Source organism: Aeromonas sp. 600276, assembly GCF_049175815.1.
In the GTDB taxonomy this organism is placed as follows: domain Bacteria; phylum Pseudomonadota; class Gammaproteobacteria; order Enterobacterales; family Aeromonadaceae; genus Aeromonas; species Aeromonas dhakensis.
Genome location: NZ_JAAKVU010000011.1, coordinates 88,886 through 101,834 on the forward strand (window position 1 = coordinate 88,886; position 12,949 = coordinate 101,834).

12 protein-coding genes are annotated in these 12,949 nt (G+C 63.0%); 8 read left to right on the forward strand and 4 right to left on the reverse strand.

Features of this window, described 5'->3' with window-relative positions:
• Positions 1 to 29 precede the first annotated feature (29 nt).
• The gene (locus tag G5134_RS12640; RefSeq protein WP_005302753.1) at positions 30 to 542 is read right to left on the reverse strand and encodes a glycine cleavage system protein R; all 513 of its coding nucleotides are present in this window, start codon (positions 540 to 542) and stop codon (positions 30 to 32) included.
• A gap of 210 nt (positions 543 to 752) precedes the next feature.
• On the opposite strand from G5134_RS12640, the gene G5134_RS12645 reads away from it, so the two are divergent.
• The 5 genes from G5134_RS12645 (at position 753) to G5134_RS12665 (ending at position 6,789) form a co-directional block, all read left to right on the forward strand.
• On the forward strand, positions 753 to 1,622 hold the full coding sequence (locus G5134_RS12645) for a DUF2726 domain-containing protein (RefSeq protein ID WP_065017003.1): 870 nt from the start codon (positions 753 to 755) through the stop codon (positions 1,620 to 1,622).
• Between the two features lie 278 nt (positions 1,623 to 1,900).
• Positions 1,901 to 3,322 carry a sigma-54 dependent transcriptional regulator gene (locus G5134_RS12650; protein WP_005302751.1) on the forward strand — a complete coding sequence of 474 codons (1,422 nt, stop codon included), beginning with the start codon at positions 1,901 to 1,903 and terminating at the stop codon, positions 3,320 to 3,322.
• Between the two features lie 106 nt (positions 3,323 to 3,428).
• Complete coding sequence (locus tag G5134_RS12655; protein ID WP_017783962.1) at positions 3,429 to 4,463, forward strand: sensor histidine kinase; 1,035 nt, start codon at positions 3,429 to 3,431, stop codon at positions 4,461 to 4,463.
• 73 nt (positions 4,464 to 4,536) lie between these two features.
• Entirely contained in the window at positions 4,537 to 5,880 is a 1,344-nt protein-coding gene (locus G5134_RS12660) for a sigma-54-dependent transcriptional regulator (protein ID WP_017783963.1), read from the forward strand.
• 147 nt (positions 5,881 to 6,027) lie between these two features.
• Positions 6,028 to 6,789, forward strand: coding sequence for a Nif3-like dinuclear metal center hexameric protein (locus G5134_RS12665; RefSeq protein ID WP_065017004.1), 762 nt, complete (start codon positions 6,028 to 6,030; stop codon positions 6,787 to 6,789).
• A 110-nt stretch (positions 6,790 to 6,899) separates the two neighbouring features.
• Here G5134_RS12665 and purN read toward each other — a convergent pair whose 3' ends face one another.
• Both purN and purM read right to left on the reverse strand, forming a co-directional pair.
• Positions 6,900 to 7,538 (reverse strand): phosphoribosylglycinamide formyltransferase, encoded by a 639-nt coding sequence (purN, locus tag G5134_RS12670; protein ID WP_010633472.1) that lies wholly within the window; start codon positions 7,536 to 7,538, stop codon positions 6,900 to 6,902.
• Positions 7,535 to 8,572: a phosphoribosylformylglycinamidine cyclo-ligase gene (purM, locus tag G5134_RS12675; RefSeq protein WP_017765614.1), complete on the reverse strand. Its 1,038-nt coding sequence runs from the start codon at positions 8,570 to 8,572 to the stop codon at positions 7,535 to 7,537. Before purM ends, purN begins: the two co-directional genes overlap by 4 nt.
• Positions 8,573 to 8,747: 175 nt before the next feature.
• On the opposite strand from purM, the gene upp reads away from it, so the two are divergent.
• The 3 genes from upp (at position 8,748) to hda (ending at position 11,455) form a co-directional block, all read left to right on the forward strand.
• On the forward strand, positions 8,748 to 9,374 hold the full coding sequence (gene upp, locus G5134_RS12680; RefSeq protein WP_005302745.1) for a uracil phosphoribosyltransferase: 627 nt from the start codon (positions 8,748 to 8,750) through the stop codon (positions 9,372 to 9,374).
• Positions 9,375 to 9,518: 144 nt separating this feature from the next.
• A complete protein-coding gene (locus G5134_RS12685; protein WP_065017006.1) occupies positions 9,519 to 10,538 on the forward strand; it encodes a DUF2066 domain-containing protein in 1,020 nt (339 codons plus the stop codon).
• Between the two features lie 215 nt (positions 10,539 to 10,753).
• On the forward strand, positions 10,754 to 11,455 hold the full coding sequence (gene hda, locus G5134_RS12690) for a DnaA inactivator Hda (protein WP_010633474.1): 702 nt from the start codon (positions 10,754 to 10,756) through the stop codon (positions 11,453 to 11,455).
• 112 nt (positions 11,456 to 11,567) lie between these two features.
• On the opposite strand, the gene aceA is transcribed toward hda, so the two are convergent.
• Positions 11,568 to 12,881 (reverse strand): isocitrate lyase, encoded by a 1,314-nt coding sequence (gene aceA, locus G5134_RS12695; protein WP_005302742.1) that lies wholly within the window; start codon positions 12,879 to 12,881, stop codon positions 11,568 to 11,570.
• Between the last annotated feature and the right edge of the window lie 68 nt (positions 12,882 to 12,949).

The window sequence follows — 12,949 nt, forward strand, 5'->3', positions numbered from 1 at the left end:
GGAAATATGACAGATTGATGACCATCCGCTCAGTCGATGAAGGCCTGGTCGATGTCGACCACCAGATCGTCGGAGAGGGACTCCAGCGCACTGATGAGATCCCCCAGTTCGAGCCGGGGCGGCAGCGCCACCAGAGCGTGGGCGTAGAAGAGCGGGGCGCCGGAGTGGGGGGCGGGCTCGCAGCCGGTGGTGAGGTCGGCCACGTTGACGTTGAGCTGGCGCAAGATGCTGGCCACCTCGTGGACGATGCCGGCCCGGTCGTTGCCGGTGACGCTGACCATCACCTGCCGCTCCGGCTCCTGGCTGAGCTGGCCTTCGGCGAAGCTGACGGTGAGGCCGGGCAGCATCGCCAGTGCCTCGCACAGGCTGCGGTAGTGCTCGTCAGGCACGCTCACGTGCAGGATGCCGGCAAACTGTCCCGCCAGCTCGCTCATGGAGCTGGCCAGCCAGTTGCCCTGCTGGTGGCTGATGACGTCCGCCAGACTCTCGACGATACCGGGCTTGTCCGCTCCGATCACGGTCACGACCAATTGCTTTTGCATCCTGCTCTCCTTGGAATTGGGTTTCTCCAGCATTGTGCCTGCTGTCACAGGCCATATGAAGCCCCGCCGGCAGCAAAAATGGCGAAAAAGCGCGGCGAAGAGGGGGCTGACGCCATTTCTGCACTGCCTGCGCCCGCAGCTGCGTGGTAGAGTGATGCCCCTGTTTTGTATTGTGAAACTAGCTGGCTCTGGTGAGCGGGATGTGCGCGTATGAATAGCCTTGTCGTATCGGGATTGGTGTTGTTGGTGCTGCTTCTGCTGGCGATCTTCTGGAGCAGGGGCAAGAAGGGCAAGGTGCTGCCCTATGAGCTGCAGGAGACCCTGTTCAGCCCTGCGGAGCGATCCTTCCTCGGTGTGCTGGATCTGGCGGTGGGCGACCAGGCCCGGGTCTTTGCCAAGGTGCGGGTGGCCGATGTGCTGACGCCGGAGGCGGGGATGGGCAAGAGCAAGTGGCAGCAGGCTTTCAACAAGATCAGCGCCAAGCACGTGGACTATCTGCTTTGCAACCCCTCGGATCTCTCCTTCATCTGCGCCATAGAGCTCGATGACAGCTCCCACCGCCATCAGAAGCGCAAGGCGCGGGATAGCTTCCTCAAGGCCGCCTTTGACAGTGCCGGTCTGCCGCTGCTGCAGATCCCGGCTAGCAGCCACTATCAGGTCGAGGAGCTGCGCGAACAGATCCTGCCGCTGCTGAACCGCAGCACGGATCTGCCGCAAGAGGATCTGCTGCCGGGCGAGCGCCGCGAACCCACCTTCAGCCCTCTGCAGCTGGACAGGGTCGAGGTGGAAGAGCCCCACCATGGTGGCCGAGCCCCGGCTGTGGCCCCCATCAAGGCTATCGTATCGCCACGCCGTGCGCCGCTGCCGGCGGCCGACGCCGAGCTGGTGGACAATCTGTTTGCCGAGGTGGAAGAGGACGAAGACGAGGCTCCCCATCAAGTGCCGCACTGCCCCCGTTGCGATGCGCCGCTGGTGGAGCGGGAAGCCAAGAAGGGACCCCATGCCGGCCGCCTGTTCCTGGCCTGCAGCCGCTTCCCCGAGTGCCGTTACGCCGCGCCCCACACTCACGCCCGCCATTGACCATCCTGCCTGCTTGCGGCCCGCTACGGGCCGCAAGCAGGCGCTCTCGCTCCTGTTCCTCTCATCCTCTTGTTTGCCTGCGGCCTGCCCGCGTTACCCAAAAAAGAGTCGACAAAATTTATCTTGTGGCGCCGTTGGGTCGATAAACTTAGGTGAAATGCGACAAATTTTGACAATGCGTCGGAATTTTGGCACTTTGTGCATCCTGCATAAAGTGCGTGGCTTGACCACATAAGCACAATAAAACAATAAGTTACGTCGAGAATAGAGGGATGGATATGATGGCAATGGGAGTGTTGATTGTTGACGCCGATGCGCAGCGGCGCCAACAGTTGGGGACAGTTCTCTCGTTCATGGGGATCCCCTGGCAGGAGGTTGCCGAGGGTGATCTGGAGGTTGCCATCGAGTCATCCGGCCCGCTGCAGGGGGTACTGACCGGTGCCCTCAATGGCCGGCCGCTGGGCGAGCTGCTGACCGGTTTTCCCCGGGTGCCCTTCCTGTCGCTGGTGGAAGCCGACTTCCCCAACAGCAACTTCATCGGGGTGGCCGAGTCCCCCTTCACCTACGAATCCCTGACCCGTCACCTCCATTTTTGCCAGGCCTTCGTCTCCCTCCATCCCCGTCAGCAGACCCACGACAAGGGGCAGGCGCTGCTGCGCCTGCTGGTGGGCAAGGGCAAGGGGATCCAGGAGGTGCGCCGGCTCATCAGCCAGGTGGCCGAGACCGATGCCAACGTGCTGATCCTCGGCGAATCGGGTACCGGCAAGGAGGTGGTGGCGCGCGCCATCCATGAACTCTCGGCCCGAAGCGCGGGCCCCTTCGTGCCCATCAACTGCGGCGCCATCCCGGCCGAGCTGCTCGAGAGCGAGCTGTTCGGCCACGAGAAGGGGGCCTTCACCGGCGCCATCGCCGCCCGGCGCGGCCGCTTCGAGCTGGCCCAGGGGGGCACCCTGTTTCTCGACGAGATCGGCGACATGCCGTTGCCGATGCAGGTCAAGCTGCTGCGGGTGCTGCAGGAGCGGATGTTTGATCGGGTCGGCGGTGGCAAGCCGATTCAGGCGGACGTGCGCATCATTGCGGCTACCCACCGGGATCTGGAGGCGATGATCCGCACCCAGGTCTTCCGTGAAGATCTCTACTATCGCCTCAATGTCTTCCCCATCGAGACGCCGCCGCTGCGGGATCGGGCCGACGACATCCCGCTGCTGCTGCAGGAGCTGCTCAATCGCCATGCCGAGCTGCATCAGGGGATGATCCGCCTGACCCAGCGCGCCATGGAGTCCCTGATGCAGTATCCCTGGCCGGGCAACGTGCGCGAGCTCTCCAACCTGCTGGAGCGGCTGCTCATCCTCTACCCGCAGCAGATCGTCGATGTGGCCGACCTGCCGAGCCGCTATCGGCTGCTGCCCTGCGAGCCGCGGGATGAGCGGCTGACCGAGATGGACGAGCGCGATGCGCTGGCCGCCGTGTTCCAGGATCCGCCCGAGCTGGATCTGCCCGCCAGCCACGCCCGCGCCATGCAGCTGCCGGAGGAGGGGGTCAACCTCAAGGAGATGCTGGCTGACCTGGAAGTGGAGCTGATCCGCCAGGCGCTGGAGTCCCAGGACGGGGTGGTGGCCCGCGCTGCCGACCTGCTCGGCATGCGCCGTACCACCCTGGTGGAGAAGATGAAAAAATACGGAATGAGCAAGGAAGCATAAGGGTCAAAGCCTTGACGCCTAGCTTCAAGGCTTTGATTTAAAGTATAAATTTTAGTGGCATGGAAATTGAATAAGCTGACTCAGTCGCCAGTTTGAGGTCAGCTTTATGACAGCCCAGTCGCAAGAAACCCCGCTCCAGTCTCACGAGGTGAGCCAGCTTTACGCCATCTTCACGGCGCTGCCCACCGGTGTCTTGCTGCTCGACGGCGAGGGCCGGATCACCCGGGCCAATCCGGCCGCCAAGGCGCTGCTGGGGGAGCCGCTGGAAGGGCAGGCCTGGCGCCAGATCATCGACCGCTGCTTTCAGCCCCGCGAGGATGACGGCCACGAGATCTCCCTGCGCGATGGGCGCCGGGTGCAGCTGTCGACCCAGCCGCTGCCGGATCAGCCGGGCCAGCTGGTGTTCATCAACGATCTGACCGAAACCCGCCAGCTGCAAGATCGCATCAACCACATGAAGCGGCTGTCGGCCCTTGGCAACATGGCCGCCTCGCTGGCCCACCAGATCCGCACGCCGCTCTCCGCCGCCATGCTCTATGCCGCCAACCTAGCCAACCGCACCCTCAAACCCGAATCCCGCAGCCAGTTCCAGCAAAAGCTGATGGCACGTCTGCAGGATCTCGAGAAGCAGATCAACGACATCCTGCTGTTTGCTCGCAACGGTGACAACCAGGTGGTGACCCCCACCTCGGTACAGGGACTGCTGGCCGAAGTGCAGGCGGGGGCCGAAGCCTTCTGCGCCCAGCAGGGCTGCGAGCTGCACATGGAGGCGCCGGAGCCCGATCTCTGCCTGCTGGCCAACAACAGTGCGCTGGCGGGAGCCGTCAACAACCTCATCGCCAACGCCCAGCAGGCGGGGGCAACCTCCTTGCTGGTGAGCGCGGTGCGCAGCGGCGCCCGGGTGGAGCTGCGCATCCTCGACAACGGCAAGGGGATGCCCGCCCACCTGCTGAGCCAGATTTTCGAACCCTTTTTTACCACTCGCTCTCAGGGCACAGGCCTTGGGCTGGCGGTGGTGCAATCCGTCGTCCGTGCTCATCAGGGGGAGGTCAGCGTGGCCTCGGTCCCTGGCGAGGGCACCTGTTTTACCCTGTCGTTCCCCCTGCATCAGCAGGCGGTGCAGCTCGGAGGTGTCGCATGAGACTTGATTGTCAGCGCCATCCGGCAGGGATCAATATCAATGCGGCCAGGCTGGCTGTGGTGGGAGGTGTAGCATGACTCAGGCCCGGATCCTGGTAGTGGAAGATGACAATGGCCTGCGCGAAGCGCTGATGGATACCCTGTTGCTCGGCGGCTATGAGTGTCGCGAGGTGGACAGCGGCGAGCGGGCCCTGCTGGCCCTGTCGCGCCAGAGTTTCGACATGGTGATCTCGGATATCCAGATGGGGGGCATGGATGGCCTGACCCTGCTGGCCAACATTCGCCAGCAATATCCCCAGGTGCCGGTGCTGTTGATGACCGCCTACGCCAACATCGACGGTGCGGTGCGTGCCATGCGCGAAGGCGCCATCGACTATCTGGCCAAGCCCTTCTCCCCCGAGGTATTGCTCAATCAGGTCAGTCGTTATGTGCCGGCCCAGAAGGTGGAGAAACGGGCCGTGGTTTACGGCGATCCAAAGACTGCCGAGCTGTTCCAGCTGGCGACCCGGGTGGCCAGAAGCGAGGCCACCGTGATGGTGACCGGCCCGAGCGGGACCGGTAAAGAGGTGCTGGCCCGCTACATCCACGACAACTCCAGCCGCGCCGAACAGACGTTCGTCGCCATCAACTGCGCCGCCATTCCGGAAAACATGCTGGAGGCGACCCTGTTTGGCTACGAGAAGGGGGCCTTTACCGGCGCGGTGCAGGGCTGCCCCGGCAAGTTCGAACAGGCCCAGGGGGGGACCCTGCTGCTCGACGAGATCACCGAGATGGATCTGGGGCTGCAGGCCAAGCTGCTGCGGGTGCTGCAGGAGAAAGAGGTGGAGCGGCTCGGCAGTCGCAAGCTGATCCCGCTCGATGTGAGGGTCATCGCCACCAGCAACCGGGATCTGAAAAAAGCGGTGCAGGATGGCCTGTTTCGCGAGGATCTCTACTATCGCCTCAATGTCTTCCCGCTGCGCTGGACGGCGCTGTGGGAGCGCCCGGGCGACATACTGCCGCTGGCGGAGCACCTGCTGGCGCTGCATGCCGGTCAGCAGGGACTGCCGACGCCGCAGCTCACAGAACCCGCTCGCGAGCGGCTGCTGGCTCACCCCTGGCCCGGCAACGTGCGCGAGCTCGACAACGTGGTGCAGCGCGCCCTCATTCTGAGCCCCGACGGCCTCATCGGCTGCGAGCACCTCATTCTGGAAGAGGTGGAGGAAGAGGAGATCCGCCTGGTCGGCAACGAGCGCAGCAGCGGCAGCGAACACCTGGGCAGCGAGCTCAAGCAGCAGGAGCACCAGATCATTCTCGACACCCTGCAGGATTGCAACGGCAGCCGCAAGGCGGTGGCCGACCGGCTCGGCATCAGCCCGCGCACTCTGCGCTACAAGCTGGCCCAGATGCGCGAGGCGGGGATCGACCTGCCGGCCTGATGCCATTCCGGGCCCGCCCATGGGCCGCTGTATGGGAGGCATCATGGTCTTGGCGGCCCGCCTCGATTATCATGGGGCCTCGGCGTTATGAGCCCGATTCCTGTCTGTATCGCAGCACAGGGGTCGGCGCCTTTATAAGGGACCCCTATGATCTCTCATCGAAAACTGGAAAGCCTGCTCAATCACCTGCTCGAGCCTCATGCCATCAAGGACTACTGCCCCAATGGCCTGCAGGTGGAGGGGCGTGAGCGCATTCGCAAGGTGGTGACCGGCGTGACAGCCAGCCAGGCCCTGATCGACGCGGCCGTGGCTGCCGATGCTGACGCCATCCTGGTCCATCACGGCTACTTCTGGAGCGGCGAGCCGGCCCAGATCACCGGCATGAAACAGCGCCGCATCAAGACTCTGCTGACCCACGACATCAACCTGTTTGCCTATCACCTGCCGCTGGACGTGCACCCCGAGGTGGGCAACAACGCCCAGCTGGCCCAGTTGCTGGGCATCAAGGTGCGCCGCGGCCTTGAGCCCTGGAACAGCAAGAGCGTCGCCATGGTGGGCAAGCTGGAAGAGCCCATGAGCGGCAGCGATTTTGCCAAGCTGATTGCCGAGCGCCTTGGCCGTGAACCGCTCCATTGCGGCGACAGCGGCCCCGAGCTCATCCGCTCGGTAGCCTGGTGCACCGGTGGCGGTCAGAGCTACATCAATCTGGCGGCGGAGCAGGGCATCGATGCCTTCATCTCTGGCGAAGCCTCCGAGCAGACCATCCACACCGCCCGCGAGATGGGCATGCACTTCTACGCTGCCGGTCACCACGCCACCGAGCGTTACGGCGTCAAGGCGCTGGGGGAGTGGCTGGCGACGGTGCATGGGCTGGATGTCACCTTTATCGATATCGACAATCCGGTCTAGGTTCGATTAGCCGCGTAATTGGACGTGACTGCAGCAAGTGCGCTGGTAGATAGAAATGACAAGGGAGGCTTAAGCCTCCCTTGTTCTATTTTGCATGTGGCAGTTAACCGTTACTCGCTGGCATAACCCGCGGGGCCGAGCAGGGCGCCGTCGAGCAGGGCGGCCCCCTCCAGCATCTGCAGTCTGCCTTCACAGAACCACTGCACCACTAGCGGGTAGATGCTGTGCTCCTGCACTTGTACCCGGGCCGCCACCTCCTCGGCCGTGTCCCCTTCGAAGATGGGGACGCGCGCCTGCAGGATCACCGGGCCGCCGTCGAGCTCTTCGGTGACGAAGTGGACGCTGGCGCCGTGTTCGTCGTCACCGGCGTCGATGGCGCGTTGGTGGGTGTGCAGCCCCTGGTACTTGGGCAGCAGGGAGGGGTGGATGTTGACCATCCGCCCGGCAAAGTGCCGCACCAGGTCGGCACTCAGGATCCGCATAAACCCGGCCAGCACCACCAGGTCGGGCTGATAGTCGTTCATCAGCGCCAGCAGGGCGGCGTCATACTCCTCCCGACTGGCAAACTGCTGCTGGGCCAGGATGGCGGTGGCCACCCCCGCCTCTTTGGCACGTACCAGACCATAGGCATCGGCCTTGTTGCTGATGACGCCGACCACCTGACCGGCAATCTTGCCATCGGCACAACTGTCGAGAATGGTCTGCAGGTTGCTGCCGTTGCCGGAGATAAGGACCAGGATCCGCATCATTGGATGATGACCTGCTCCTCACCATCGGCCGCCTTGGCGATATGGCCGATATGCCAGGCGTTCTCGCCTTCTGCCTTGAGCAGGGTCAGCGCTTTTTCAAGCTGATCCGCCGGCAGGGCGATGATCATGCCGACGCCGCAGTTGAAGGTGCGGTACATCTCGTGGCGGGTGACGTTGCCGGCCTCTTGCAGCCAGCTGAACACCGCCGGCCACTGCCAGCTCTGCTCGTCGATCACCGCCTGGGTGTTGGCGGGCAGCACGCGCGGAATGTTCTCCCAGAAACCGCCGCCGGTGATGTGGGAGAGGGCGTGGATCTCGCACTCCTTGATGAGCTTGAGCACGGGTTTCACGTAGATGCGGGTCGGCTCCAGCAGGGCATTGGCCAGGGTGGTATCACCCAGTGGTTGCTGCACGTCTGCCTTGGAGACTTCCAGGATCTTGCGAATGAGGGAGAAGCCGTTGGAGTGGGGGCCGCTGGCGGCCAGGGCGATCAGGGCATCCCCTTCGCCGACCTTGCTGCCGTCGATGATCTCGCTCTTCTCCACCACACCGACGCAGAAACCGGCGATGTCGTAATCTTCCCCTTCATACATGCCCGGCATCTCGGCGGTTTCGCCGCCCACCAGGGCGCAGCCGGACTGCTCGCAGCCGGCACCGATGCCGGTGACCACGGCCGCGGCGGTGTCCACATCCAGCTTGCCGGTGGCATAGTAGTCGAGGAAGAAGAGGGGCTCGGCGCCCTGCACGATGAGGTCATTGACGCACATGGCCACCAGATCGATGCCCACTGTGTCGTGCTTCTTCAGGTCGATGGCGAGGCGCAGCTTGGTGCCCACCCCGTCGGTGCCGGAGACCAGCACCGGCTCCTTGTAGCCCGCAGGGATTTGACACAAGGCCCCAAAGCCGCCAAGACCACCAAGGACTTCAGGACGACGAGTGCGCTTTGACACGCCCTTGATACGTTCAACCAGTGCATTGCCGGCATCGATATCCACGCCAGCATCCTTGTAGCTCAGTGAGGTTTTGTCAGTCACGCGTATTCCCCGTCATATAAAGAAGTGGAGGGTAAAATTCGGGGCGTATTCTAACAGTGGCAGTGAAAAACCAGAAAGGAAATCGTTTGCGCGTTTTTGCGCGGAAATGCTCTACAAGCGGCGGCTTTTGTTGTATGATTCCGCGATTTTTTTGCGGCAGTTAGAGGAGATAATAATGAAAGTCGTTGAAGTCAAACACCCCCTGGTCAAGCACAAGATCGGTCTGATGCGTGAAGGCGATATCAGCACCAAGCGTTTCCGTGAACTGGCCAAGGAAGTGGGCAGTTTGTTGACCTACGAAGCGACCTCTGACTTCGAAACCGAGAAGGTTACCATCGATGGCTGGAACGGGCCAGTGGAAGTTGACCAGATCAAGGGCAAGAAGGTCACCGTGGTGCCCATCCTGCGTGCCGGTCTGGGCATGATGGATGGCGTGCTGGAGCACATGCCGAGCGCCCGCGTCAGCGTGGTCGGTATCTACCGCGACGAAGAGACCCTGCAGCCGGTTCCCTACTTCGAGAAGATTGTCAGCAACATCGAAGAACGTCTGGCGCTGGTCATCGACCCCATGCTGGCCACCGGCGGCTCCATGATCGCCACCATCGACCTGCTCAAGAAGAAGGGCTGCCAGTCCATCAAGGTGCTGGTGCTGGTTGCCGCGCCGGAAGGCATCAAGGCGCTGGAAGCCGCTCACCCGGACGTGGAGCTGTTCTGCGCCTCCATCGACCAGGGTCTGAACGAGAAGGGCTACATTGTCCCGGGTCTGGGCGACGCCGGCGACAAGATCTTCGGCACCAAGTAAGCCGCGATCGCCTCATCGCGTGCCTGCAGGCGCGCAAACGGAGCCGGCACCTCGCCGGCTCCGCTGTTTCTCCCGCCCCCGGCTTGCTGCCATGCGCGCCTTGCCGCTACCATAAGCACCATCTCCCATTTCGAGACTTTTCTCATGCTCAAACGTGTTGTGACCGCCTTCTGCTGCGGCTTGTCATTCATGGTGTCGGCCGCCCAGGTGACCGATCTCTATCAGGGCAAGGCCCCCACCAGCGGCGACATGGCGGCAGCCCAGTCCCAGGCCCTGGGCGAGGTGCTCGTCAAGGTGACCGGCAAGCGCGACATCCTGACCCAGCCGGCGGTGATCAAGGCGTTGGCGGCCCCCGGCGCGTTCGTGCAGCACTACGGTTATCAGGACGTGGGGCCGGTGAAGTTTCTCAAGGCCGATTTCGACGTGACCAAGGTCAATGCCCTGGTGGCCGAGAGCAAGTTCGCCCTGCTGGGCCCGGCCCGGCCGCAAGTGGCCATCTGGCTGGTGATCAATGAAGGGGAGCGGCGCATTCTGCCGGATCAGTCCAGCGATGGCTGGGCCGCCGCCCTGCGTACCCAGGCCCAGGCGATGGGGCTGCCGGTCAGCATTCCGCTGATGGACTTGGATGACAACATGGCGGTCAATGCCACCGACGTCTGGGGCCGTTTCGCCGATCCCATCCTCAAGGCGAGCCAGCGTTACGGTGCCGAGATGGTGGTGCTGGGCAAGCTCACCCCGGAGGGGGAAAAGTGGAGCATCGACTGGGGTCTCTACGGGCCCAAGGCTGGCGGTGAGCTGAGTGAACTGACCAGGGGCGAGGGCGCCGGCAGCCAGGCCGAGGTAGCGCAGACGTTCGCCGATGCCCTGGCAGGCTGGCTGGTACAAAACTACGGGGCGCGCATCTCGGGCGTGGCCTCCAGCCAGACACTGGTGGTGGAGGGATTGTCCGGTATCGACGGCATGATCACGGTGCAGAAAATGCTGCAGGGGATGGCCAGCGTCACCAAGGTGGAGATTGGTAAACTGGAGGGGGACAAGGTGACCTTCAACTTGAGCCTGCAGGGGGACAAGGCCGAGCTCATCCGCGGGCTGCAGCTGGAGAGCCGGTTGCGCCAGCTGGCGGATACCCCAGAGGGGCTGAGCTATCAATGGTCGCAGCCCTGATCCTGGCCGAGGATCCTGACCGTTCGGCCGAGAGCCATGGGCGCTCTCCTGCCAGGGCTTGAGTGCGTCGGCCAAGGAGTAGCCGTTCCCGTTAGCAATGGTCGCAGCCTGGATCCTTTATGAGGATCCACACCGCCCGGCATCGTCCGGGCGGTTCTCTATCCGCCTTCGCGATGATACACTTGCCCGCAAATGTCACAGTCAAAGCCCAACGAGTGAAGCAACCGGCCCAACTGTCTTTAGCCGTACAACTACCGGATGATGAAACCTTCGTCAGTTTTTATCCCGGCAACAATGCTCATCTGATCACCGCCCTCAAGAATGCGGCCATTGGTCAGGGTTCGCCTTTCCTCTATTTCTGGGGGGCCAAGGGATCGGGCCGCTCCCATCTGCTGCACGCCACCTGTGCCGAGGTCAATGCCCGCGACGCCGCAGCCGCCTATCTCTCCCTCGATCAGTTCGAACAGCTGGATCCCAGCATGCTCGACGCCCTCGAGAGCCTGCCGCTGGTCTGCCTCGACAGCCTGGAGGCGATCGCCGGCAATGCCCTGTGGGAACGGGCCCTGTTCGACTTTTACAACCGCTGGAAGGAGAAGGGCGAGGGGACCCTGGTGGTGACCGGTTGCAGCGCGCCGCGCAAACTGGGGCTGCAGCTGCCGGATCTCGCCTCCCGCCTCGATTGGGGGGTGAGCTTCCACCTCGACGAGCTGGACGATGAGGGCAAGCTCAGTGCCCTGCAGCTGCGTGCCGAGCTGCGGGGCTTCAAACTGCCCATCGACGTGGGCCGCTTCCTGCTCAACCGCCTCTCGCGCGACATGCGCACCCTGCTCACCACCCTCAATCAGCTCGACAACGCCTCTTTTCGTGCCAAGCGCAAGCTGACTATCCCCTTTGTTAAAGAGATCCTCGAGCTCTGAGCCCTTCGGGTGTGTTTGAGCGTGAGCGACGCCTAAGCAATGAATAAAAAGAAACCCCGGCCAGTGGCCGGGGTTTTGCTATCTCAAGGACTCTCTCAAAGAGTTCTGCCTATCAGTGGAACTGATCTTCTTCGGTGGAACCCGTTAAAGCGGTCACCGAGGATTGGCCGCCCTGGATGACGGTGGTGACCTTGTCGAAGTAACCGGTGCCCACCTCTTGCTGGTGTGCCACGAAGGTGTAACCACGTTCGGCGGCGGCAAACTCGGGCTGCTGCACCATCTCGACATAGTGCTTCATCCCTTCGCCACGGGCGTACTGGTAGGCCAGCTCGTACATGTGGAACCACATGTTGTGGATGCCCGCCAGGGTGATGAACTGGTACTTGTAACCCATGTCGGACAGCTCCTGCTGGAAGCGGGCGATGGTGGCATCGTCCAGGTTCTTCTTCCAGTTAAAGCTCGGCGAGCAGTTGTAGGCCAGGATGCGATCCGGGAACTGGGCCTTGATCGCTTCGGCAAACTTGCGCGCCTCGTCCAGATCCGGCTTGGCGGTTTCGCACCACACCATGTCGGCGTAAGGGGCGTAGGCCAGACCGCGGGCGATGGCCTGATCGATGCCGGCTCGCACCTTGTAGAAACCTTCGGCGGTGCGCTCACCGGTCAGGAAGTCCGCATCGTAAGGGTCTGCATCCGTGGTCAGCAGGTCTGCCGCGTTGGCGTCGGTTCGGGCGATCACCAGGGTGCTGGTGCCGCACACGTCGGCCGCCAGACGAGCCGCGACGAGCTTCTGCACCGCTTCCTGGGTCGGAACCAGCACCTTGCCGCCCATATGGCCGCACTTCTTGACGGAGGCGAGCTGATCTTCGAAGTGGACGCCGGCGGCGCCCGCTTCAATCATCCCCTTCATCAGCTCGAAGGCGTTCAGCACGCCGCCGAAGCCGGCTTCCGCATCCGCGACTATGGGCAGGAAGTAGTCGATGAAGCCCTCATCTTGCGGCCCGACCTTGTTGGCCCACTGGATCTGGTCGGCACGGGCGAAGGAGTTGTTGATGCGCTCCACCACCGACGGCACCGAGTTGGCCGGATAGAGGGACTGATCCGGATACATGGTGGAGGAGAGGTTGTTGTCTGCCGCTACCTGCCAGCCGGAGAGGTAAATCGCCTCGATCCCCGCCTTGGCCTGTTGCACCGCCTGGCCGCCGGTCAGGGCGCCGAGGCAGTTGACGTAGCCCTTCTTGGCGCCGCCGTGGATCAGCTCCCACAGCTTGTCTGCGCCGCGTTGGGCCAGGGTGTGCTGCGGCTGCAGGCTGCCGCGCAGGTTGACCACGTCCTCGGCGCTGTAGCCGCGTTTGATCCCTTTCCAGCGGGGGTTCTGTGCCCAGTCTTTCTCGATAGCCTGGATCTGTTGCTCACGGGTCAGTGCCATATCAGTTCCCTCTTTCATTGATTTCACGTTTCCATTGACTTGTTATTGGCGAGCCCCTTGCGGAGCCC